Below are 21,630 nucleotides of genomic sequence, written 5' to 3'. Positions count from 1 at the left end.
TTAAGCATACATTTAAAAGAATTTTAATAAAAGGTAAAAATTGGAATTCAAACTCTTTTATACTAAATGCAAAAATGAGAATACTGATCTAGTATTCTCATTCTAGTTTATAGACATTAATATGAAATACTACCTGAAATTAATAAACCTACTGTTACACTTAAAGTAAACAATAAAGTAGCTACTGCAATATTTCCTTCTTCAACCTTTTTAACAAATGAAATTTTTGGAAATAGTACAAATTCTGCAACCCAATACGTAACCATTTGAGCTATAATACCAACTAAGCTCCAAATAATGAAATCACTGTAGTTAACTGAATACTTTGCTGCTGACATGATAACAATTGCTAAGCCTACTAATTTTCCCGCTAATTTTAGAGCAACTGCAATATTGCCATCCTCTAAAATTAATTTTTGTTCACTCATTTTAGTGGTAAAAGTAAAAGCTAAAAATCCAACAAATAAAAGAATAAGTCCTGATCCTAAATACATCAAAGTACTAACAATACTATCCAATTATCTTCTCATCCCTTCATTAATTAATTTTTTTCTTCAACGATACCTACTGGTAAAAAACAACTTTCGTTTCCAGTAATAATATTCCCAGCACGTACACCAATTGCACCGTATTCTTCCTTAATCAAAAAACTACCTATTAATATATGTAAATTTAGCATTCCATCAGGAGTCATAACCTTTCTCATAGGTAAAGGTGAATACTGTTGAAACACCATAACTTGATCATGATAGTTATTTTGTTTACTTTGGTGACGGTTTTCTCCGTTAATGATCTTAATAGAATCTCCTTCACGGCCAAATGCAGGTTTCTCAACATATGGTAGATTGCTTTTTATAAAGAAATCTGGCTCTAAAAATGTAGGTAGAAAATGTTTTCTAATGACATCATGTTCTTCTAAAGTAAAAACATCTGACTGCTCTATATGTAAACTCCAGATTAATGCTTGAACAGCCTTGGACTGTAGTAAGAATGAGGATATTGGATTGAAAATAATTAATTTACCGTCTTTTACAAGTTCTAATAGTGCCAGGCCAATCTTTGTTCCATCTGAAGATTGATCATGCTCAAGATGTTCAATCGGATAGGTTTGTCGGTAAAGAATATGTATTCTTTCCCCTTTAGGTGTATAAAGTCCATCGTTTTCAATAATCTGTAAATCCTCTAGCGAAATTAATTGACTCTTACCATTGTATAGGGATTGGATATATTTAGCTGTCTTCCAATCTTCTTCATGATCACCATGAGCTGTAAAAACAATAATTGGTTCATCTAACCCTTTTATACTTTTTTTGATAACATGATTGATGACATTAGAAAGTTTCATTTCACTATCAGCATTAGGATTTTTCAAGTTAAAATAATCCATAATGTAGCCATTGACATGATGGGTCTCCATAATAAAAGTTGGCGTGTCACTATTGCATTCATAATGTTTCCAACCATCAACTGTACGAACAAGGTCAATTCTTCTAATAATGCCTTCACTTTCAATCGTTTTATGCCGTAAAAAAGGCACGATTTCCTTTGAATAACCGAGCATATAAAAAATATCATCTGGTAACTGTCTCATTAACCGAGCAGTTTTATCATAGATTTTTCCAATTTGTTCTGTAATTGCATGAATTTCATCAACTTCACTTTCAGTCAATGGATAATAGTCTAATAAAGCATAATATGAATCTTGTAGATTAGCCCAAAAATCTGGGAGCTTTTGATATACTTCTTTACGTTCTCGACTGTGATTGTGTAAATTCGCATTATCCATTATTAACCACCAAATCCTCCAGATGAACCTTTTCCAAAACCACTTTTACTTGAAGATGAAGTATGCCCTGCATATTTACTAGAAGATTTATAGCTCTTATAAGAACTACTACCATGAAGTGCCTTTCTTGTTGGATAAAACATACCTCCATGATAATAACTATGATAGTAATGACTAGTGCTATCATCACAAACCCAAACACCTTCGTCATCGTCAAACTCCCAATCACGACAATCGTCATTTTTCGGTTTATCTGGTCTATCTGCATTTTGGGAACCACAGCCAGCTAATGTACTTACTGCTAATCCGCTCGTTAATGCGATACTCACTTTTTTCATTAATAATGATGTTTTTGACATTGGGATCTCCTTTCTAGTATTGAATTATTCTAATCTATACTAAACTAATCTCTCTATTAAAGTATATAGGAATCCCTCTTTCTCTCGTTATCTTTTAAACTAACCACCAAATCCTCCAGAAACTCCACTACCAAAACCACTTTTTTTAACAGAAGAATTTGTTCCGTTAATAATGCCTGAGGATTTGTATTGATTAAAATCATTGTTGCTATATAACATATTTTTTGTTGCAAAGAATGAGCCTAAAAAGAAGAAGTTCCGATAAAATGAGCTTGAACGATCATCACAAATCCAAATATTATCTTCATAGTCAAATTCCCAATCACTACAATTTTCGTCATCAGGCATTTCAGTATCTGAATACGCAAATTTTTGTTTCTTCACTATCCGTATGATCAGTCCCATCTAAACTATCTTCAGTCGTCGTCTCTTCATCAACCTCATTTACTTGCTTTGTATTTTCATAGACTGGTTGACTTGTTTCATAATAATCTTGTGAGTTATCGGCTGTCTCAATCGATTCTAGTTCAGAACCACACCCAGTTAATGAACTTATTACAATACCACTTGTTAGAGCAATACTCACTTTTTTCATTAATTTTGTTGTTTTTGACATTGTATTCCTATAGTTCAATATATAAACATACATTTCTATCCTAAACTGTGTTATATACTAATGTATATACAATTTTTAAAGGAGTTTGAACAATGTTTAATACAAACAACATCTTTGTTCTTGAATATCGGTTACTTGATGGAGAATTTACACGACCTATTTACCACTTTCCATTTTTATCGAAGGTCCAAATCTTTACAAGAAGATATTGCGATTACTTTATTTTAAATGGTTTCGTTTACGAGAATAGGGGCTCTTATATTGAGGAAGATCGATACATAATTGAAGTAATTGAATCAGATATGGAAAATACTCCTTTTTACCATTTAAACAGACCTTTAGGCATTGAAATTAGAGATGTTGATACTTTTGATGAAATTCATTTCTATGAGAGCGGAGATGAATTGGACCTACTTTCCTGGCTACAATCAACTTATTTAACAATTAATCATCAAATTTATGAGCAAACTTCAAATGAAGTTGATCAAGACCGTAATACTTACGTGATGTATGTCAAACCTTATAATGAATAAAAAATAAGCTACCTAAGTCTCCTTAGGTAGCTTCTGTATATACTATAAATTTTGTTCTAGCTTGATTAAATCCTTACACTGTATGCCATTTTCCCATATTTCTTCATCATAATGATCAATAAAGAAATTGTGAAAAACAGTACTGATTTGAAATCCTAAATTTTTATATAATGCTAATTGGTATATACTTGAGTTTCCCGTACAGATTGAAATTTTAGAAAAACCAAGTTTTTTAGATTCATTAATTCCATATTGAATTAAATTTTTTCCAACCCCTTGTCCTTGGAAGGCCGGATCAATTGCAATATTTTTAATTTCAACCTCTTCATTTGAATTCTCCATTAATACTAATACACCCACGAGTAAATTTTGGTCAATTAATTCAAAAATATTACTCTTTTGAATATAGTTATCTACCATTTCTTTTGATGGATCAGCTAGTAGTAATAGATTCCAATGCTCTTTTGTTAGAAATTGAATTTTATTAATCTGTTTCATTGATACTCCTTACTTTTTTAGTCTTGCCTTCAAGTAATTTATCGTATCATTGGTAGATTTTTGTACCGAAAGATTAGTAAATCCATGGTTTCCATTTTTAAGTGCAATTAACGTAACCATTTTTGGATTCTTTTTAGCAAATCTCTTAGATTGACTGAACGGAACAAGTTTATCTCCTGTGCCATGTACGATAAAAATCGGGACTTTTGTCATTTCTACATATTGAATAGGACTCATGCGATTATACTCATCTGTCATTTGATCAACAGTACTATTCATATATTTATCTACGATTTCTGAACTTCTTGAAGAAGGAGATTGATTCATGGTCGTTAAGTCTGAAATTGGATACCAAGCTATAATATATTTTATTTTGTTTTGTATATCGGGCTGAAGACCAGTTAATAAGGCTAAATGTCCACCAGCAGAAGCACCAGCTATCCCGATTTGATTTCGATCAATTCCTAATTCAGTTGAATTTCTGTAAATAAAGTCAATTGCTGTTTTCACGTCACGAACTGGAAAGTTATATGAATAATTTTCTTTTGAATAAAGTGTGTAGTCTATACTAATTGCTGTATATCCATCTTTTACTATTTCATTAAAAATTGTACTCCATCGTTTATTTAACGCTTTACTTCCATATCTCCAAGAACCACCATGGACAAATATCAACGTTGGAGAAGGACCATGTGAATTTTTAGATCGGTATATATCAAAGGTTTGTGGAACCTGGGCAGGATTTGTGTAACGCACATCTCTTTGCACAATAATATCTTTACTTACATCATTTATCTTTTTTTGGTGTTTATGTTGAAAACCATTAAATCCAACAAAGACAATAACAAAGATGACTAATGCTAAAATGATTTTCTTCAAGCCAATTCACCTTTCTATAAAAAAAAAGGCTAACTCAGGTGATGTTTTCTAAGTTCATTGTTATGTAAGATTTTAACGTCTACATAAATTAATAGAATACACTTATGATGCTAGCCTCATTTACTTTATTTAATAACTGTTACATACAAAATTCCCCAAATTAAAAATACTGCACAAACCGCAAATAATATTTTTGCCAACTTTTCCATCTTAGAACCCCTAATACCTTATTTTAAATCGACAACAGTAACACCTATTCCGCCCTCTGAGGCTGCTCCATATCGATAGGATTTAACTGATCTGTGTTTTTTTAAGTATTCCTGTACCCCTTGTCTCAGTGCGCCAGTTCCTTTTCCATGAATGATATTAATTCGAGGATAACCGGCTAATAATGCATCATCGATATATTTTTCAACACGAATTAGCGCATCTTCATATCTTTCACCTCTAAGATCCAGCTCAAGATTAACATGAAAATCCTTACCTTTTACAGAAGTAACCGTTCGTTCTTTTACTTCTTTAGGTGAACTAATATATTCGATATCTTTTTCTTTAACTTTCATCTTAATAATACCGAGCTGAACTTGCCATTCACCTTCACTAACTTGATCAAGTAGTGTCCCTTTTTGATTAAAGCTAATTACTTTTACTTCGTCCCCTTCACGAAGCTTTCTTTGTTTCTTCGGTGTGGCCTGTGGAATTGTTTTCTTTGGAGCATAAGGAATTGCCCCTTCCAATCGAGTTCTTGCCTCAATTAATTCATGATCTTTAATAGAAGCTAATTGGCTATTCTTTAAAGATCTTAGCTCTTTAATAATTTCTTCAGCTTCTTGTTGTGCTACTCTGACACGCTTTTTAGCTTCTTCCTGTGCTCCACGATATAATTCATCACGGTGCTCATAAAATTCCATCATTTGCTTTTGTAAGTCTTTGAATACACGCTCTGATTCTTTGCGGAAATCTTCTGCTTCTTTCCATTCTGTTTCTGCACCTTTTCTACTTGTTTCTAAAGATGCAATCATATTTTCAACTTCATTACTTTCTTCACTTACATGATTTCTTGCTTTTTCAATTACACGATTCGAAAGTCCAAGTCTTCTAGAAATCTCAAATGCATTACTTCTACCTGGAACACCAATTAAAAGTCGATAAGTCGGACTTAATGTTTCTACATCAAATTCAACACTAGCATTCATAACGTGCTCTCGATTGTAACTATATGCTTTTAATTCAGGATAATGCGTTGTCGCTACTACTCTTGCACCGTATTCACTTACCTCATCTAGAATTGAGATTGCTAATGCCGCTCCTTCCTGAGGATCAGTTCCAGCTCCTAATTCATCAAATAATACAAGACTACTATGATTAACATGTTTTAAAATATCTACAATATTTACCATATGAGAAGAGAATGTACTTAAGCTCTGTTCGATTGATTGTTCATCACCAATATCAGCGAAAATTTGCTCAAACACGCAGATTTCTGAACCGTCTAGTGCTGGAATTTGTAGACCAGACTGTGCCATTAAAACACAAATACCAATCGTTTTTAAAGTAACCGTCTTACCACCCGTATTTGGACCAGTAATGACAATTGTAGTAAAATCTTTACCTAATTCAATATCATTAGCTACTACTACATCCCTTGGAATGAGAGGATGACGTGCTCTTTTTAATTTAAAATATCGATCGTTATTTAAGATTGGTTTACTTGCCTTAATTGAATGCGAATAGTTAGCTTTTGCAAATAAGAAATCCATTTCAGCTAAAATTTCAACATTTTGCAATAAATCCGCTGAAGCCTCAGCTACTTGGCCTGTTAATGCCATTAAAATTTTCTCAATTTCTTGTTCTTCTTTCACTTTAGCTTCTTGTAAACTATTGTTTAATGTAACGACAGCTTGTGGCTCGATAAATAATGTTTGACCAGAAGACGATTGATCATGAACAATACCACCATAAACATGTCGATATTCTTGTTTTACTGGAATAACGAAACGATCATTACGAATCGTTACAATTGAATCTGATAACATTTTTTGTGCATTGGTCCCTCTAGTTAAACTCTCTAATTTTTCGCGAATTCGAGCTTCAGCTGTTCGAACTTGTCCACGAATCGTTCGAAGCGTCACACTAGCGTCATCTAAAACTTCTCCATTATCACCAATTGCAGCCTTTATATTTTTATCTAATTCTAATAAAGGAATGATTTGCTCGCTTAATGATTCTAAGTATGGAATTTCTACTTCACTCTCAATTAAACCCTCAATAAATCGAATCATTTGACGCCCGGCATATGTAACACCCGAAATCGCAATTAGCTCAGAAGGAGATAGCATTCCACCAATATCTGCCCTTTTTACTTGCATTCTAATATCTGATAATCCACCAAGAGGTACATTTCCTCGAAGACGAATAACTTTCACAGCTTCGTCAGTTGATTCATGTAATTCTACAACTTCATCATAACTAGTACTAGGTAAAAGGTTTTTTATCCGTTCTTTACCTAGTGAAGATGAAGCGTGTTTAAGTAATTGTTCTTTTATTTTATCGTACTCTAATACTCTTAATGTACGTTGCATACCCCGTCGAACCTCCTTACACTCGATTACGTTTCCTTTCAATTAAACTTAAAAGTTCGTGTAATTCAAATGTATTTACAATATTTTCTCTTTTTAACCAAGCCTTCTTGGCCGCACTAACCCCAACAGTCATATGGTCTAGCATATCAATGTTATGTGCATCCGTATTAATAGATAGCATCACACCAGCTTCCTGTGCCATCATTAACATTTCTTTATTTAAATCTAATCGATTTGGATTTGCATTTAATTCTAAAATTGTACCTGTTTCTTTTGCTACAGAAATTAATTCTTCAGCATTTACTTTGTACCCAGCTCTTCTGCCAATTTTGCGGCCTGTTGGATGCCCAATCATGCTAACATAAGGATTTCTCATTGCATTTTTTAAACGCATCATGATTGTCTCTTCATCTTGACTAAAACTAGAATGAATTGAAGCAATAACAAAATCAAGTGAACGTAAAACATCATCTTCATAATCTAACGATCCATCAGGTAAAATATCCATTTCTACCCCATGCAGAATTGTAAAATCAGTATATTTTTCATTAACACGCTGAATTTCTTCTTTTTGTTTCCATAAGCGCTCAGGAGTTAACCCGTTCGCAACCTTTAAATATTGTGAATGGTCTGTGATGACAATATATTTATACCCTTTAGCGCGACATGCATCGGCCATTTCTTCGATTGAATAGCCACCATCACTCCAAGTAGAGTGCATATGTAAATCAGATTTCATATCTTCTAAACGAATTAATGGATAATCGTTTGTAAAAGTTGATACTTCCTTCCCATCCTCTCGAATCTCAGGTGGAAAACAAGGTAAATTAAAGTGAGCATAAAATTCTTCTTCATTTTCAAATGTTAAAACTTCTCCAGTATTAACGTTTTCAACGCCGTACTCACTAATTTTTTCATCACGCTCTTTAGCCAATTGGCGCATAGCTACATTATGGTCCTTAGAACCAGTAAAATGATGCAGTGTAGTAGCAAACTCCTTAGGGTGAATAATTCTGAAGTCAACTGAAATCTCATATTCAACACCTTTTAAAACAAGAGACACTTTTGTATCCCCTTGTGCAATGATTCGAACGATTTCCGGCATTGAAAGTAATTGTTCTTTAATGCTTTCCGGTTTATTTGATGCAACAATGAAGTCTAAATCTTTAACTGTTTCACGTACTCTTCGTAAACTTCCTGCTCTTGAGTACTTTTCAACATCCTTCATTTCTGCTAAATAAGCTTCAATTTTATCAGCAATCGGCAATACATCTGCTAGTGGCAAACGTTCAGGCTGCTTACCAAACTCCTCGATTGATTCTAAAATATTTTGCTCTGTCTTTTTTCCGAATCCAGCTAGCCCTTGTAACTTGCCATTTATGCATGCTTCTTTTAACTGCTCCATGCTTTCAATTTGTAATGATTGATAAAGCTTAGCTACTTTTTTCCCACCTAATCCTGGTAATCTGAGTAAAGGAAGTAAAGTTTTAGGCAATGACTCTTGTAGTTCTTCCAATACCGTACTTTTACCAGTTTCGATATATTCTAAAATTACTGCAGAAGTTCCTTTTCCGATCCCTTTTATAGCAGTAAAATCGTCAATTTGCTCAAGACTTCTTTCATCAGTTTCTAATGCATTTGCCGCTTTACGAAATGCTGATATTTTAAAAGCATTCTCACCTTTTAGTTCTAAATAAGTAGCAATTTGTTCTAATAGTTTAATTAACTCTTTTTTGTGCATTTTAAGTCACCTACTTAACATAGAAATTGTTTTTCACTTAAACTTATTAAAGAATTTCTGAACTATGTAATCCGTTGTTCCATAATTCTATTAATTGATTTGATATAAATGGTGTATTTTGAACCATAAAATGAGCAATATTGGATTTAAGTAATAAAACATGAAGCGTATCTATTGGTACAATTAAAGCTATAAAAAGCGCCAACACCGCAAATAAATAAACCTCTATAAAACCAAAAATTCCACCTAAGAAGGAGTTCATCTGCTTTAAAACAGGTAATTGGAAAACTCCATTTAATAACGAACCAATAAATGAAATAACTAGCCTTGTCCCAATAAATAGTAAAGCAAATGCAATAATTTCATATACATACTGCTCTGCATTCACGACTTGACTACCGCTTATATGAATTGGAAATATTTTTTGAAGCGAAGTAGCGGTCTGCTCATAATAATGATAAGCTAGGTATATGGATAGTAAAAAACCTAGTAATCGTACAAGGCTGCTAATAAATCCTCTTTTCCAACCTGTCAAAATTCCTAAAATAAAAATAATCAGTATAATTAAATCAATCATTCTCTTTCTTCTCACTTTTCGTTTGTTTTTCTAATAATTTTTCGAGCATTTCAGCTCTTTCTTTTAATTTCACATAATCACTTACAATATTTATTGCTGTTAATACAGCTAATTTATTAGTATCTAATAATGGATTTTTTTTATTTATTTCTTTCATTTTATCATCTACAATTGAGGCAACATGGCGAATATGATCTGTTGACTCGTCACCAGTAATTGCATAATGTTGCCCATAAATAGTTACATTTAGTTTTTGTTTCGATGAAGAATTGGACAACTTCATACCTCCATTCAGCTATAAACATTCTAACCTTAACTATAACATGAAATTCAATACAATCAAAAGTATTGGAAAATATCCATTTATAAAGGAGAAATTTATGTCAAACACTGTATTAACAGTTTCTGAGGATACTCTCTTACAGATGAAAGCACACTACCAAAGTAGCCTCCAATCAAAAGTACCACAAGGTGGAGTATTTATGGCCAAACCAAGTGGCTGTACAATCACTGCATATAAATCTGGTAAAGTAATGTTTCAAGGCTCAAATTGTGATGCTGAAGTAAGTAAATGGCAAGGTAAATCGTCTAGCCAAACAAATAAAAAGGTAAACCCTACAAATACGAATTCAACTTTACCAAAAAACTTTTCAAGTCTGGCAGTAATAGGTAGTGATGAAGTTGGTACAGGCGACTACTTTGGCCCGATGACTGTAGTAGCTTCTTTTGTAGAACCAAGCCAATTCGAATTATTAAAAGAATTAGGTGTAAAAGATTCCAAAGAACTAACTGACGATGCCATATGTAATATAGCAAAAAAAATTGTTCATGTCGTAACCTACAGCCTCTTAGTACTACACAATGAGAAATACAATGCTATGCAAGAAAAAGGCTATAATATGAATAAACTAAAGGCTCTTTTACATAACCAAGCAATTCGAAATACGATTTCTAAATTGGAAGAAAAAAAATATGATGCAATCTTAATTGATCAATTTACTCCTCCAAATCTGTATTATGGCTATTTAAAAGGAACAAAAGAAGTCATTCGTGATAAAGTTCAATTTGCTACAAAAGCAGAAGGTTTGCATCTCTCAGTTGCAGTTTCTTCTATTTTAGCTCGCTATGCTTTCCTACAACAAATGGATCAATTAAGTGAAAAAGCTGGCATGACCTTACCTAAAGGTGCTGGTGCAAAAGTTGATCAAGCTGCAGCAAAACTAATTAAATCAAAAGGTTTTGAAGCTTTACGAAGTTTAACGAAATTACATTTCGCTAATACCGAAAAAGCATTAAAAATTGCTAAAAAATGATATTCCTATTCTAAAGAATATGAAAACATCAAAAAAGCTGTATTCTAAACATTTATTTAGAATACAGCATCTACTATAAATAGAATGAAACCTAATAGGCTAGCAACTTGTTTTTGTTTTTTATATCGAAGCATCGGTTTAGATAATAAAAATAAACAAATCAAAAATCCAAAAGGGATCGGTAACCAAAATAACCTAAATGGTAAAGAAGCTAGTACATAATAACCGATCATTTGAAACCCTAAATTATTAATATCCCGCTTAATGGCATCTTTATAAACTGCTAACACTCCAACTAACAATCCGACATAAAGTAAAAAGATTAACATCAAGCCACCTCCAAGATTGTCCTACTAATAACCTATTCATCTATGGCTTGTCTAAAGACTCATAAAGAAAAATGTTTAAACATATTCATAACATGTAGAAACGAAGGAGGAATAGTTAGATGAATAATTTAATAAACGAATTTAGTAGTCTAATCCAATCAGTTCCAAAAATCATCAGAGCCTTATCGAATACAGATTATAAACCAAGTCCTACAAAATGGTCTAAGAAAGAAATACTTGGTCATCTTTGCGATTCTGCGACGATGAATCATAAAAGATTTATAGATCGATTGTCCTCTAATGATGAACTAGTTTTGGAGCTTTATAAACAAAATTCATGGGTAGCATTAAATGATTATCAAAATAGCTATACAATTGAAGAAATTCTTACTTTATGGACTGCTCTAAATTTACGTTTCATGAATGTGCTCTCAAACATTTCAGAAGACCAATGGAAACTGCAATATATTAGTCAAAATGATGAATCTGTTACGTTAAGTTGGTTATTTACTGACTATATTGACCATATGAAGCATCATTTAAATCAAATTTTGGGATAGGTTCAAGGTGTCGTCATGAAATTTAAGGTGAAGAAAAACCCTCTATTAGTCGTCCTAATTCTAAGCTTAGTTCCCATCATTATTTCAGTTCCCATCATCAGCTTTATGAAAGGTGAACGTACAGGAATCATCATAAGTTTAGTAGTCTTTGTCTTCTTATTACCAATTTTGCTTGTTCTAGTTTGTGCATTATTCAACACATACCATGAATTAACCGACACTGAATTCAAATCAAATTTTGGATTTATAACAATTCTTATTCCATATAGTGAAATTAGAACAGTTAATTTCTCCAATAATCCAGTTTCTTCACCTGCATGGACCTTCAAACGTTTGAAAATCGAATACAAAAAGTACGGATTTGCCTTACTTTCACTTCCAAAAGACGAAGAATTTTTTTTACAAGAAATAAAAAAACGCTGTCCAAATGCTACAATTTTAAATCGTCAAAGGAAAGAAGTTTAAATTAATTGAGATCTTTACACAAAGAAAATTCACAAGGTATTGCGTTCCTTGTGAGTTTTCTTTGTTTATTCTTTATTCGGTAACTTAAATTCTAAGGAAATTTCAATCATGAACCCTTATTCGTATTCCGCTAATCTAAGAAATTCACCAGCAAAAAAGGTCTCATAAGCACATTGACTTACGAGACCTCTCTTTACATCATTAATTATTAATATACTTCTCAAATACTGATCCGAAATCTTTCACTTTGTATTGCTCTCTAGACTTCATTAACCATTCAAAAGCAGCTTCATTAATTTCTTTAAAACTGTTGACTACATTATTTTCATTTGAAGTTACACGGCCTAATGTTGTAGAAGCAATTTCGATGCTTTCTTTTGCATATCCAAGTGCTTGTTCGTTTTCATGACTAATTTCAGCAATCATTAGTAAAGCTTTATATAGATCTTTAACTTGTTCAATATGTTTTTTATGAACATCGATTGAAAACTCTCTACCACCAATGTTGAACTTAATTTCAACATCTAAATCAATTGTACCGGCTGTTTCAAGTACAACATGAGTAATTTTATGTGTGTGATAATTATAACGATGAAGTGTACGCTTCTTACTTATTGCACTTGTACCGTCTAAATGAATTAAAGCCTTATTCGTAAAGCAATACTCATCTGATTTTGATTTAATTAAGAAATAAATTTTTTCATTATCTTCATGCATTACATAATCGTCAGAATCAACTTTGTCATAATTTTTAGGATCAATTACACTACCTACATCACTTAAACCAAGCATATCTGCAGCAACTTTACCAAACATTAAACTTCCTCCTCGTAAATAGTAGGTATGGCTAATTTTATATTTGTACGCCTTCAAAACCCACTTTTTGACTATTACACTTCTGAATTATACATTAAATACAAAAATATGGGGATAGGAATAGAAGGGGGATATGGATTTTATTTCCTTATTTAAAAAGTCCTCTCGGTTCTAACCCGCCCCCTTAAGTTATAACTTAATTTATTGTTGAACACATACCTAGTTGCAGACTATAATTAGATGGTGACTGTTTAAATTACGTTCTTTCATTAAGAACATTATTATATGAAAAATAAAGAAAAGGTGTCGATCTATGAGTATTTTAACTGTAAAAAACTTAAGCCATGGATTCGGTGATCGTGCAATTTTTAATGATGTATCATTCCGTCTATTAAAAGGTGAACATATCGGTCTTATTGGTGCAAATGGTGAAGGTAAATCAACTTTCATGAATATCGTTACTGGAAAATTACAGCCTGATGAAGGGAAAGTTGAATGGTCTAAAAAAGTACGTGTAGGTTATTTAGATCAGCATGCTGTATTACAGCCAGGTATGACAATTCGTGACGTTTTAAAAAGTGCTTTCCAATATATGTTTGATATGGAAAATGAAATTAATGATTTATATGTGAAAATGGCTGAAGCAACTCCCGAAGAAATGGAGAAAATGCTTGAAGATGTAGGTGTTCTTCAAGATACTTTAACAAATAATGATTTTTATATCATTGATGCTAAAGTTGAAGAAATTGGTCGTGGTTTAGGTTTAGAAGATATCGGACTTGATCGTGACGTAACAGAACTTTCTGGTGGTCAACGTTCAAAGGTTCTTCTATCAAAACTTCTTTTAGAAAAACCAGATATCCTATTACTCGATGAGCCTACTAACTATTTAGATGAGCAACATATTGAATGGTTAAAGCGTTATTTACAAGAGTATGAAAATGCATTTATTTTAATTTCACATGATATTCCGTTTTTAAATAGTGTTATTAACTTGATTTATCATATGGAAAACCAAGAATTAAATCGTTATGTTGGTGATTATGATAATTTCAAAGGAATTTATGAAATGAAAAAATCACAATTAGAATCAGCTTATAAACGTCAACAACAAGAAATCTCTGAACTAAAAGATTTCGTTGCTCGTAATAAAGCTCGTGTTTCTACTCGTAATATGGCTATGTCACGCCAAAAGAAACTTGATAAGATGGATGTAATTGAGCTTGCACGTGAAAAGCCAAAACCAGAATTCAACTTCAAACCAGCTCGTACTTCAGGTAAATTAATATTTGAAGCAAAAGATTTAGTAATTGGTTACGATGAGCCACTATCAAAACCTTTGAATCTTCGTATGGAACGTGGACAGAAAATTGCTTTGGTTGGTGCAAACGGGATCGGTAAAACGACTTTAATGCGTAGTTTACTTGGTGATATTAAGCCAATTTCTGGTGAAGTTGAGCGCGGTGAATTCCTTCACATTGGTTACTTCGAACAAGAAGTAAAAAGTGATAATAATAAGACTTGTATCGATGAAGTTTGGGATGAATTCCCATCATTTACACAATATGAAGTTCGTTCTGCACTTGCAAAATGTGGTTTAACGACAAAGCATATTGAGAGTAAAGTTGCAGTTTTAAGTGGTGGAGAAAAGGCGAAAGTTCGTTTATGTAAGTTAATTAATCAAGAAACAAACTTACTTGTTCTCGACGAGCCTACTAACCATTTAGATGTAGATGCTAAAGAAGAACTAAAACGCGCACTAAAAGAGTACAAAGGAAGTCTTTTAATTATCTGTCACGAACCTGAATTCTACCAAGGATTAGTTACAGATGTATGGAATGGTGAAAACTGGACTACTAAGGTGTTTTAATGAATACAAAAAAGAGAGACGATTTGGTCTCTCTTTTTTTATCACTTACTAAAGTGAAATATTTTGACTTAGCTTTGTAATCCATTCACTTGGATGTTTTCTTTTCTTTGTTCCTTTTGGCATTGAATTTATATAACCAATATGAAGAGCTCCTAAAATTTTTCGATTTTCTGGTATACCCATCTCTTTGTAAAATTGTTTATCGAAAATATAGGGATTTGTTCGCCACACCATTCCAATATTCTTTTCCCAAGCTGCTAATTGTAAATTTTGAACAAATGCACAGGTTGCTCCAATCGCTTCTAAATTTTTCTTTTCATTTTCTGAGTGGTCTGTCGTTATTATTAAATGCATAGGTGTATCAGCAATATATGTTTGAAAAAATTCCGTTGATTTTTTAATTTTCTCAACTGTATATGTTTCAGTTAATTCCATTCTTTCGTAACTATCTACAATTTTTGAAGCATAATATTCTTTTTCTTTTTCCTCTGAAACCATAATAAATTGCCAAGGCTCTTCTTTGCTATGGAAAGGAGCATAAGATGCAACTTCAAGTAGCTCCATTAAATCTTCCATATTAATTGGATCCTTTTTTGTATCTCTAATCGTTCTTCTATTTTTAATAAAATTTAATATCGACATTGAACGTTTCCCCTTATTCTCTAAAATACTTAAACTTATTATAATTTTAAATGATAATCATTTTCAATAAAACTTTTAAATGTTAACTGTTTTTATGACTATGTTAATCCTTTTTCATTTGAATACATTGTTAATCGAAATCATTACATTATTAATTATATGTTAATAGAAATTAGAAAGACTGTGTTTTGAGCTCTACAATCAAATCAAAAAAAGGTATTGAAGATAAAAATTTCTTCAATACCTTTACTTTACATTTCTTTTGGAGCACGAATTCCTAATAATCTTAATCCTTCTTCTAAAACAATGGAAACAACTTTAATTAATGCTAATCTACTCTCTAATTGGTCATCATTTGTAAGAATATGAGTATTTCCATAATATTTATTAAAGCTTTGTGCCAAATCTATTGTATATTTAGCAATGACAGATGGTTCAAATTGTTCAAAACTACGTGTAACTTTGTTAGGGAACTCAAGTATATGTTTTATGATGTCCCAACTATATGAATCGTCCAGTCCGTCTTGTTTATTTAATTCGTGTGATGAAGCTTTATTTAAAATCGAATTTGTTCTCGCAATTGAGTATTGTACATATGGCCCTGTTTCACCTTCAAATTTTAGCATCTGATCTAGTGAAAATTCGATGTTATTCATACGATCATTTTTTAAATCTTGGAAAATGATTGCACCGACCCCAACCATTTTTGCAACATCTTCTTTATTTTTTAATGTAGGATTTTTTTCTGCGATATTTTGACTAGCTAAACTAATCGCTTCCTCAATTACCTCTTCTAAAAGAACAATTTTCCCTTTTCGTGTTGACATTTTTTTACCGTTTTGTAGGATTAAACCAAATGGAACATGTACCATTTCATTTGCCCATTCGTAACCCATTTTCTTCAAAACAGTAAATACTTGATCAAAATGCAATGCTTGTTCTCCACCTACAACATATAATGCTTTATCAAAATCGTATGTTTCTTTACGATAAAGTGCAGCTGCTAAATCTCTTGTAGCATACAGCGTAGCTCCGTCTGATTTTCTAATTAAGCATGGTGGTAATTCCTTTTCAGTTAATTCAACAACATCAGCACCTTCAGATTCCACTAAAAGGTTTTTTTGCTCTAGCAGTTCAATTACTCGGTCCATTTTATCATTGTAAAATGCTTCTCCGTTAAAACTATCAAAGTTAACACCTAATAAATCATAAACTAACATGAATTCTTTAAGAGACTCATCTCGGAACCATTTCCATAAGTGTAAAGCTTCTTCGTTTTTTTCCTCCAATTGCTTAAACCAACTTCTAGCTTCTTCCTCTAGTTGAGGCTCTTTTTCAACTTCTTCATGAAATTTAACATATAATTTTAGAAGTTCTTTGATTGGATTTTCTTTTACTGCGTCCTGATTACCCCAAAGTTTATAAGCCACAATTAATTTTCCAAACTGTGTTCCCCAGTCTCCTAGGTGATTAATTTTTATTGATTTATACCCATTTTTTTCAGCTATTTTAGCAATTGAATTTCCAATCATTGTTGAACGCAAGTGCCCCATTGAAAACGGCTTTGCAATATTAGGTGAGGAACAATCAATCGCAACCGTTTTGTCTTTACCAATTACTTGATTTCCATATTCCTTCCCTTGGCCAAGAACTAATTCAATTACTTGCTTACTTACTAGCTTTTTATTCAAAAAGCAGTTTACGTACGGGCCGTTCGCTTCTACTTTTTCAATTAATTCATGATTAATTTGTGTTGCAATTTCCTTTGCAATTATGACTGGAGATTTTTTTAATGCTTTTGCTAATTGGAAACAAGGAAATGCTAAATCACCTTGGTCTGCATAATTCGGTTTTTCGATAAATGAGTTAATTTCAGTTAAAGTTAGTGATCCATTTAAAGCTTTTTCAATTTGTTCACTATACATATTTACATAATTCATTTTGATCAATCCTCTCCAAAATATAAAAAACCCGTCTCTATCATAAGAGACGGGTTTAACTAATCCGCGGTACCACTCTAATTGTTCAATTTATTGAACCAGCTTTAAAATTTGTTAACGAGGTCTTCCCCGGCAAAGTCCTACTATTAATTCAGACTGCTTCTCCGAAGTGCGCTTCATCTTATTCGCTCTGTTAGGCTTCCACCATCCCCAACTCTCTAGAAGAATCAAAATAAGATTACTCTCTTCATCTAAAAATTTTCAATATTCATTTTTTCCATTTAATCATATCTAATGGAGAAATTCAAGATTAAATCTTTTTTAAACTTTATGAATGACACCATTTGCTGACAACCTTAATAACATAGAAATTGAGGTGATATTCATGAAAAATAAACCAATAACTTTAAGTCTTTGTATGATTGTTAAAAACGAAGAAGCAGTACTTTCCAGATGTTTATCATCTGTATCTAATATAGTAGACGAAATTGTCATTATTGATACTGGATCAACAGATAAAACAAAAGAAATAGCTAAAAAGTTTACAAATCTTATTTACGATTTTACATGGATTAATGATTTTTCTGCAGCAAGAAATTTTGCTTTTTCTAAGGCAACGAAGGATTATATTATGTGGCTTGATGCTGATGATATTATCACTGACGAAAATGCAAAAAAAATACTCACATTAAAAAAGTCCTTAACTAAAAATGTCGACGCTGTCGGAATGAAATATCATTTAGCTTTCGATGAAAATGGAAATCCAAGCTTTAGTTCAGTACGGAATAGAATCGTTAAGCGAGAAAGAAACTTTAAATGGATTGGTTTCGTACATGAATATTTAGAGGTTTACGGCGAAATTATTCAATCAGATGCTGCAATTATTCATCAAAAAGATAAAGAGTTTTCTGATCGTAATTTAAAGATTTATGAAAATGCGATTTTATCAGGAAATGAATTAAGTCCTCGTGACAAATACTATTATGCTAATGAATGCGTAGATCATCAGCTATACGAGAAAGCGATTGAATGGTATGAATTATTTCTTAATGAGGGAAAAGGCTGGTACGAAGATAATATTCAAGCCTGTGGAAAAATGGCAGACTGCTATTTTAATCTAAACGAATTAGAAAAAGCGATAAATAGTTGTCTAAGATCTTTTTCATATGATGGTCCACGTGGAGAAAACTGCTGCCGTTTAGGATTCGTGTATCTTCAACAAGGTGATTTTACACGTGCTATATCGTGGTATAAACTTGCTACACTTGTTGAGGTTCCAACAAGTAGTCCATTTATCAATCAAGCTTGCTACACTTGGTTACCTAATCTACAGTTATGTGTTTGCTATAGTCGATTAGGTGATCAACTTACTGCTAGAAAATATAATGATATAGCCGCAAGTTATGTTCCGAATAACCCTTCAGTTCTTCACAACAAAGAGTATTTCCGCTCATATTTTAAAGATCAATAACTCACCCTTCTATCTACTAACATTCTATTTCCTTAGATCCTATCTGTTTAGTTTATCATCAATGATTTAATACAAACTCACAATTATAGAAAAGGGTGATAGCTTGATCACAGTCAGTTTATGCATAGTTGTAAAAAATAATGAAGCCACAATTGAAAGATGTCTTAGTTCAGTTAGTAGCATAGTTGATGAAATTATCATCGTTGATATGAATTCCCACGATCGAACGATTGAGCTAGCAAGACAGTTTACAGACCAAATACATGTCTTTGACGGTGTGAATGAAATAGATGCATTAAATTTTTCTAAATCATTGGCAACAAAAGACTTTATACTTTTACTAAATCATAGTGAAGTTTTACTAGAAAATGATCGTTTAACATTTTCTAAGCTAAAACAGTCAATAAACAATGAAGTTTATACTGTAGCTGTTGATTATCAAATCGGTTGGAATGTAAAAAGTAAACAAAAAATTAATAGGTTATTTAAAAGATTAAGTCCAAATAGTCACTCCCCGAATTTGAAAAATGAACAATCCTCGGAATCATTATCTACTAATTTTGTTATTACAGATCTTCCTTTTACACAAAATACAAAAGAAAATATTCAAATATATGAACAAATGTTAACTAACAACCTTAATCTGTCAACAATGGATTTGTTTTACTATGCAAAAGAATTAAGTTCAGATCATCAACATGATCAATCAATAAAGTATTTTTTAAAATTTTTGAGATTAAATCAACCATTTGAAGAACTTAATATTCTTGCATGTCATTATATTGCTAATTGTTATCACGAGTTTAATCTAAGAGACATGGAAACAACTTGGTTATTAAGGGCTCTTAAATATGGCAATACTCATCCAGAAACATGTTGTAGATTAGCTTATACATTTTTTGAGAAAAATAATTTCAATTCAGCTATATATTGGTATAGAGAAGCAACCTTAAATAAGGTGAACAATCGTTTAATTCTTCTCAACCCATCCTGTACTACTTGGCTACCACATTTACAGCTAGCTGTATGCTATGACAGGATTGGTGAATTGCACCTTGCAAATGAGCACAATGAATTAGCTTATCATTTTTACCCAACACACCCAAGCATTCTTTCAAATAGAAAGTATTTTGCAAATAGATTAAATAACGAAGGCAGCTGAGGACCCCTCAACTGCCTTTTAATCATTTTTTTCTTATTAACAAGAGCATATTATATATTTCAAGATTTGAAGTTAGTTGATCAAGATTTATTCCAAAACCATGAGCTAAATGAACTACTTCTTCAAAAAATAATTTAATATTTAAATCTACATTTATATTTTCATTCTTTTTTTTCACAACTTCAAATTGGTCAGTTGGAAATAGCGTATTAATTGTTTGAGGCGTGAAAAATCTAATATTTTCTTTTTTCAATATTCCAGCGTGAAGATAATTCCATTGGCCTTGTAATAATTGAAAGAGAACTTCACCATGCGAAACATTTGGAACTCTACAAATAATTGAACCAGATGGCTTTAATAGTTTGGTGATCTCTTTTGCAAAACTCCAAGGATCTACAAGATGGTTAACAATATTATCAATGATGATTAAATCAAAAAACGCCTCAGGGTAATTATAGGAAACTTCACCTATACTAATTGTATCAATCCTCTTATAAAATTGTGATGCAATTGAGGATAATTCGGAATCACTTTCTGTTCCATATAATTCACATTTGTATAGATTTTTAATTTCTAAACCTGTCGCGCCAGCTAAGCAACCTATTTCTAATACATTATTTATGTTACCTGGAACCATTTCAATAATTTCTGTCTTCGGATACCCAATATCTATTAAATTGTTTCCCCACTTTTCGATATACTTCATTCTATTTTCTATATATAGGTGATTTATATTAATATCACTATTTCCATTGAATGTCATGTGCCCATAATGATGAACAAATGAATCTAAAGCAATATGCAATTCATATCCTTCTAAAATAGTTCTTAAACAAATATCATCATCTTCAAATGAACCTAGTTTAAACCTTTCATCAAATCCTACTAAACGATCAATTAATTCTCGTTTAACTAATAAACAAAATCCTACTAATCTTAATACTTGCTTAGACATTCCTTTTACATTTGCACAATATCTCAATGAAAAATCATTAATTTCTTGATCATTTTGATAATCAACATTTATTCGCTGCAATCCACTTACATAATTACTTACAGGTCCAACCATGCCAATTTTATCATTACTATATAAAAGAGTAAGCATAGCCTCTAACCAATTTTCTGTAACGATTGTATCATTATTTAAAAATAACAAGTTATCACCTGTAGCGACTTCGATTCCTTGATTACACCCTTTAGCAAACCCCATATTTATCTCATTAAAGATTGTAATAAAAGAAGGTTTATTCTTTAAATAATCTCGAGTGCCATCAGTCGAGCCATTATCAATAACAATGATTTCTACTTCATCTTCCTTTGTATATTTAGCAAGACTTTCAAAACATTTTTTCGATACCTCGAGCTGATTATAAGTCAAAATAATAATACTAGTTTTCATTCATTAAACACCTTCTTAGGATCTCACTGCAATAGCAAGTATAATTTCTTTTAAATTCATGTATCTAAATAACCCATGCAATAATTACTATA

General features: G+C 31.9%; 23 protein-coding genes and 1 other annotated feature. Of the genes, 7 read left to right on the top strand and 16 right to left on the bottom strand.

Translation table 11 applies throughout. The features are described 5' to 3' along the window. Nucleotides 1-116: 116 nt before the first annotated feature. The 5 genes from RAH41_RS03375 to RAH41_RS03355 form a co-directional block, all read right to left on the bottom strand. Nucleotides 117-518: a DUF350 domain-containing protein gene (locus RAH41_RS03375; protein ID WP_331220638.1), complete on the bottom strand. Its 402-nt coding sequence runs from the start codon at nucleotides 516-518 to the stop codon at nucleotides 117-119. A 23-nt stretch (nucleotides 519-541) separates the two neighbouring features. After that, a complete protein-coding gene (locus RAH41_RS03370) occupies nucleotides 542-1,786 on the bottom strand; it encodes a glutathionylspermidine synthase family protein (protein ID WP_331220637.1) in 1,245 nt (414 codons plus the stop codon). A 2-nt stretch (nucleotides 1,787-1,788) separates the two neighbouring features. Next, nucleotides 1,789-2,145: a hypothetical protein gene (locus RAH41_RS03365; protein WP_331220636.1), complete on the bottom strand. Its 357-nt coding sequence runs from the start codon at nucleotides 2,143-2,145 to the stop codon at nucleotides 1,789-1,791. A gap of 99 nt (nucleotides 2,146-2,244) precedes the next feature. Beyond that, entirely contained in the window at nucleotides 2,245-2,529 is a 285-nt protein-coding gene (locus RAH41_RS03360) for a hypothetical protein (RefSeq protein WP_331220635.1), read from the bottom strand. Next, entirely contained in the window at nucleotides 2,495-2,761 is a 267-nt protein-coding gene (locus RAH41_RS03355) for a hypothetical protein (RefSeq protein WP_331220634.1), read from the bottom strand. Before RAH41_RS03355 ends, RAH41_RS03360 begins: the two co-directional genes overlap by 35 nt. 92 nt (nucleotides 2,762-2,853) lie before the next feature. Between RAH41_RS03355 and RAH41_RS03350 the strand changes: the two genes are divergently transcribed. Beyond that, nucleotides 2,854-3,294 (top strand): hypothetical protein, encoded by a 441-nt coding sequence (locus RAH41_RS03350; RefSeq protein WP_331220632.1) that lies wholly within the window; start codon nucleotides 2,854-2,856, stop codon nucleotides 3,292-3,294. Between the two features lie 42 nt (nucleotides 3,295-3,336). Here the strand turns inward: RAH41_RS03350 and RAH41_RS03345 are convergent, their stop codons facing one another. From RAH41_RS03345 to zapA, 6 genes are all read right to left on the bottom strand, one after another. Next, entirely contained in the window at nucleotides 3,337-3,792 is a 456-nt protein-coding gene (locus tag RAH41_RS03345) for a GNAT family N-acetyltransferase (RefSeq protein WP_331220631.1), read from the bottom strand. Nucleotides 3,793-3,801: 9 nt separating this feature from the next. Then, nucleotides 3,802-4,671: an alpha/beta hydrolase gene (locus RAH41_RS03340; protein WP_331220629.1), complete on the bottom strand. Its 870-nt coding sequence runs from the start codon at nucleotides 4,669-4,671 to the stop codon at nucleotides 3,802-3,804. Nucleotides 4,672-4,898: 227 nt separating this feature from the next. Continuing rightward, entirely contained in the window at nucleotides 4,899-7,253 is a 2,355-nt protein-coding gene (locus RAH41_RS03335; protein ID WP_331220628.1) for an endonuclease MutS2, read from the bottom strand. A gap of 16 nt (nucleotides 7,254-7,269) precedes the next feature. Further along, on the bottom strand, nucleotides 7,270-8,994 hold the full coding sequence (gene polX, locus RAH41_RS03330) for a DNA polymerase/3'-5' exonuclease PolX (RefSeq protein WP_331220627.1): 1,725 nt from the start codon (nucleotides 8,992-8,994) through the stop codon (nucleotides 7,270-7,272). Nucleotides 8,995-9,040: 46 nt separating this feature from the next. After that, nucleotides 9,041-9,571 carry a CvpA family protein gene (locus tag RAH41_RS03325; RefSeq protein WP_331220626.1) on the bottom strand — a complete coding sequence of 177 codons (531 nt, stop codon included), beginning with the start codon at nucleotides 9,569-9,571 and terminating at the stop codon, nucleotides 9,041-9,043. Then, a complete protein-coding gene (zapA, locus tag RAH41_RS03320; RefSeq protein ID WP_419471558.1) occupies nucleotides 9,564-9,854 on the bottom strand; it encodes a cell division protein ZapA in 291 nt (96 codons plus the stop codon). The genes RAH41_RS03325 and zapA overlap by 8 nt, the downstream gene beginning before the upstream one ends. Nucleotides 9,855-9,951: 97 nt before the next feature. Here zapA and rnhC point away from each other — a divergent pair, with 97 nt between their 5' ends. Continuing rightward, a complete protein-coding gene (gene rnhC, locus RAH41_RS03315; protein WP_331220624.1) occupies nucleotides 9,952-10,884 on the top strand; it encodes a ribonuclease HIII in 933 nt (310 codons plus the stop codon). 56 nt (nucleotides 10,885-10,940) lie between these two features. Here the strand turns inward: rnhC and RAH41_RS03310 are convergent, their stop codons facing one another. Next, on the bottom strand, nucleotides 10,941-11,213 hold the full coding sequence (locus RAH41_RS03310) for a hypothetical protein (protein ID WP_331220622.1): 273 nt from the start codon (nucleotides 11,211-11,213) through the stop codon (nucleotides 10,941-10,943). A gap of 119 nt (nucleotides 11,214-11,332) precedes the next feature. Here RAH41_RS03310 and RAH41_RS03305 point away from each other — a divergent pair, with 119 nt between their 5' ends. Together RAH41_RS03305 and RAH41_RS03300 are read left to right on the top strand one after the other, a co-directional pair. After that, nucleotides 11,333-11,773, top strand: coding sequence for a DinB family protein (locus tag RAH41_RS03305; protein ID WP_331220620.1), 441 nt, complete (start codon nucleotides 11,333-11,335; stop codon nucleotides 11,771-11,773). Nucleotides 11,774-11,788: 15 nt separating this feature from the next. After that, nucleotides 11,789-12,238 carry a PH domain-containing protein gene (locus RAH41_RS03300; protein WP_331220618.1) on the top strand — a complete coding sequence of 150 codons (450 nt, stop codon included), beginning with the start codon at nucleotides 11,789-11,791 and terminating at the stop codon, nucleotides 12,236-12,238. A gap of 201 nt (nucleotides 12,239-12,439) precedes the next feature. Here RAH41_RS03300 and RAH41_RS03295 read toward each other — a convergent pair whose 3' ends face one another. Further along, a complete protein-coding gene (locus RAH41_RS03295) occupies nucleotides 12,440-13,054 on the bottom strand; it encodes a PH domain-containing protein (RefSeq protein ID WP_331220616.1) in 615 nt (204 codons plus the stop codon). 313 nt (nucleotides 13,055-13,367) lie between these two features. Here RAH41_RS03295 and RAH41_RS03290 point away from each other — a divergent pair, with 313 nt between their 5' ends. Next, nucleotides 13,368-14,924 (top strand): ABC-F family ATP-binding cassette domain-containing protein, encoded by a 1,557-nt coding sequence (locus tag RAH41_RS03290; RefSeq protein ID WP_331220614.1) that lies wholly within the window; start codon nucleotides 13,368-13,370, stop codon nucleotides 14,922-14,924. 48 nt (nucleotides 14,925-14,972) lie between these two features. Here RAH41_RS03290 and RAH41_RS03285 read toward each other — a convergent pair whose 3' ends face one another. Both RAH41_RS03285 and argS read right to left on the bottom strand, forming a co-directional pair. Further along, nucleotides 14,973-15,566 carry a nitroreductase gene (locus RAH41_RS03285; RefSeq protein ID WP_331220611.1) on the bottom strand — a complete coding sequence of 198 codons (594 nt, stop codon included), beginning with the start codon at nucleotides 15,564-15,566 and terminating at the stop codon, nucleotides 14,973-14,975. 251 nt (nucleotides 15,567-15,817) lie between these two features. After that, nucleotides 15,818-17,506 (bottom strand): arginine--tRNA ligase, encoded by a 1,689-nt coding sequence (gene argS, locus RAH41_RS03280; protein WP_331220609.1) that lies wholly within the window; start codon nucleotides 17,504-17,506, stop codon nucleotides 15,818-15,820. A gap of 42 nt (nucleotides 17,507-17,548) precedes the next feature. Continuing rightward, nucleotides 17,549-17,769: a binding site (T-box leader), on the bottom strand. Between the two features lie 122 nt (nucleotides 17,770-17,891). Between argS and RAH41_RS03275 the strand changes: the two genes are divergently transcribed. Beyond that, complete coding sequence (locus RAH41_RS03275; RefSeq protein ID WP_331220607.1) at nucleotides 17,892-18,977, top strand: glycosyltransferase; 1,086 nt, start codon at nucleotides 17,892-17,894, stop codon at nucleotides 18,975-18,977. 103 nt (nucleotides 18,978-19,080) lie between these two features. Next, on the top strand, nucleotides 19,081-20,139 hold the full coding sequence (locus tag RAH41_RS03270) for a glycosyltransferase (RefSeq protein WP_331220605.1): 1,059 nt from the start codon (nucleotides 19,081-19,083) through the stop codon (nucleotides 20,137-20,139). Nucleotides 20,140-20,161: 22 nt separating this feature from the next. On the opposite strand, the gene RAH41_RS03265 is transcribed toward RAH41_RS03270, so the two are convergent. Next, the gene (locus RAH41_RS03265) at nucleotides 20,162-21,538 is read right to left on the bottom strand and encodes a glycosyltransferase (protein WP_331220603.1); all 1,377 of its coding nucleotides are present in this window, start codon (nucleotides 21,536-21,538) and stop codon (nucleotides 20,162-20,164) included. Between the last annotated feature and the right edge of the window lie 92 nt (nucleotides 21,539-21,630).

This window comes from Gottfriedia acidiceleris, from assembly GCF_036421055.1.
GTDB lineage: Bacteria > Bacillota > Bacilli > Bacillales > Bacillaceae_G > Gottfriedia > Gottfriedia acidiceleris_C.
Note: the sequence above shows the minus strand (reverse complement) of the source record. Positions and strands in the feature narration are given on the sequence as shown.

Bases quoted from the DNA above. Each gene is read 5' to 3' on its own strand.
- RAH41_RS03325 (WP_331220626.1), bottom strand. From the start codon at position 9,571: ATGATTGATTTAATTATACTGATTATTTTTATTTTAGGAATTTTGACA.
- rnhC (WP_331220624.1), top strand. From the start codon at position 9,952: ATGTCAAACACTGTATTAACAGTTTCTGAGGATACTCTCTTACAGATG.
- RAH41_RS03355 (WP_331220634.1), bottom strand. From the start codon at position 2,761: ATGTCAAAAACAACAAAATTAATGAAAAAAGTGAGTATTGCTCTAACA.
- RAH41_RS03265 (WP_331220603.1), bottom strand. From the start codon at position 21,538: ATGAAAACTAGTATTATTATTTTGACTTATAATCAGCTCGAGGTATCG.
- RAH41_RS03300 (WP_331220618.1), top strand. From the start codon at position 11,789: ATGAAATTTAAGGTGAAGAAAAACCCTCTATTAGTCGTCCTAATTCTA.
- RAH41_RS03285 (WP_331220611.1), bottom strand. From the start codon at position 15,566: ATGTCGATATTAAATTTTATTAAAAATAGAAGAACGATTAGAGATACA.
- argS (WP_331220609.1), bottom strand. From the start codon at position 17,506: ATGAATTATGTAAATATGTATAGTGAACAAATTGAAAAAGCTTTAAAT.
- zapA (WP_419471558.1), bottom strand. From the start codon at position 9,854: ATGAAGTTGTCCAATTCTTCATCGAAACAAAAACTAAATGTAACTATT.
- RAH41_RS03275 (WP_331220607.1), top strand. From the start codon at position 17,892: ATGAAAAATAAACCAATAACTTTAAGTCTTTGTATGATTGTTAAAAAC.
- RAH41_RS03335 (WP_331220628.1), bottom strand. From the start codon at position 7,253: ATGCAACGTACATTAAGAGTATTAGAGTACGATAAAATAAAAGAACAA.
- RAH41_RS03350 (WP_331220632.1), top strand. From the start codon at position 2,854: ATGTTTAATACAAACAACATCTTTGTTCTTGAATATCGGTTACTTGAT.
- RAH41_RS03290 (WP_331220614.1), top strand. From the start codon at position 13,368: ATGAGTATTTTAACTGTAAAAAACTTAAGCCATGGATTCGGTGATCGT.
- RAH41_RS03345 (WP_331220631.1), bottom strand. From the start codon at position 3,792: ATGAAACAGATTAATAAAATTCAATTTCTAACAAAAGAGCATTGGAAT.
- RAH41_RS03370 (WP_331220637.1), bottom strand. From the start codon at position 1,786: ATGGATAATGCGAATTTACACAATCACAGTCGAGAACGTAAAGAAGTA.
- RAH41_RS03295 (WP_331220616.1), bottom strand. From the start codon at position 13,054: ATGTTTGGTAAAGTTGCTGCAGATATGCTTGGTTTAAGTGATGTAGGT.
- RAH41_RS03310 (WP_331220622.1), bottom strand. From the start codon at position 11,213: ATGTTAATCTTTTTACTTTATGTCGGATTGTTAGTTGGAGTGTTAGCA.
- RAH41_RS03305 (WP_331220620.1), top strand. From the start codon at position 11,333: ATGAATAATTTAATAAACGAATTTAGTAGTCTAATCCAATCAGTTCCA.
- polX (WP_331220627.1), bottom strand. From the start codon at position 8,994: ATGCACAAAAAAGAGTTAATTAAACTATTAGAACAAATTGCTACTTAT.
- RAH41_RS03365 (WP_331220636.1), bottom strand. From the start codon at position 2,145: ATGTCAAAAACATCATTATTAATGAAAAAAGTGAGTATCGCATTAACG.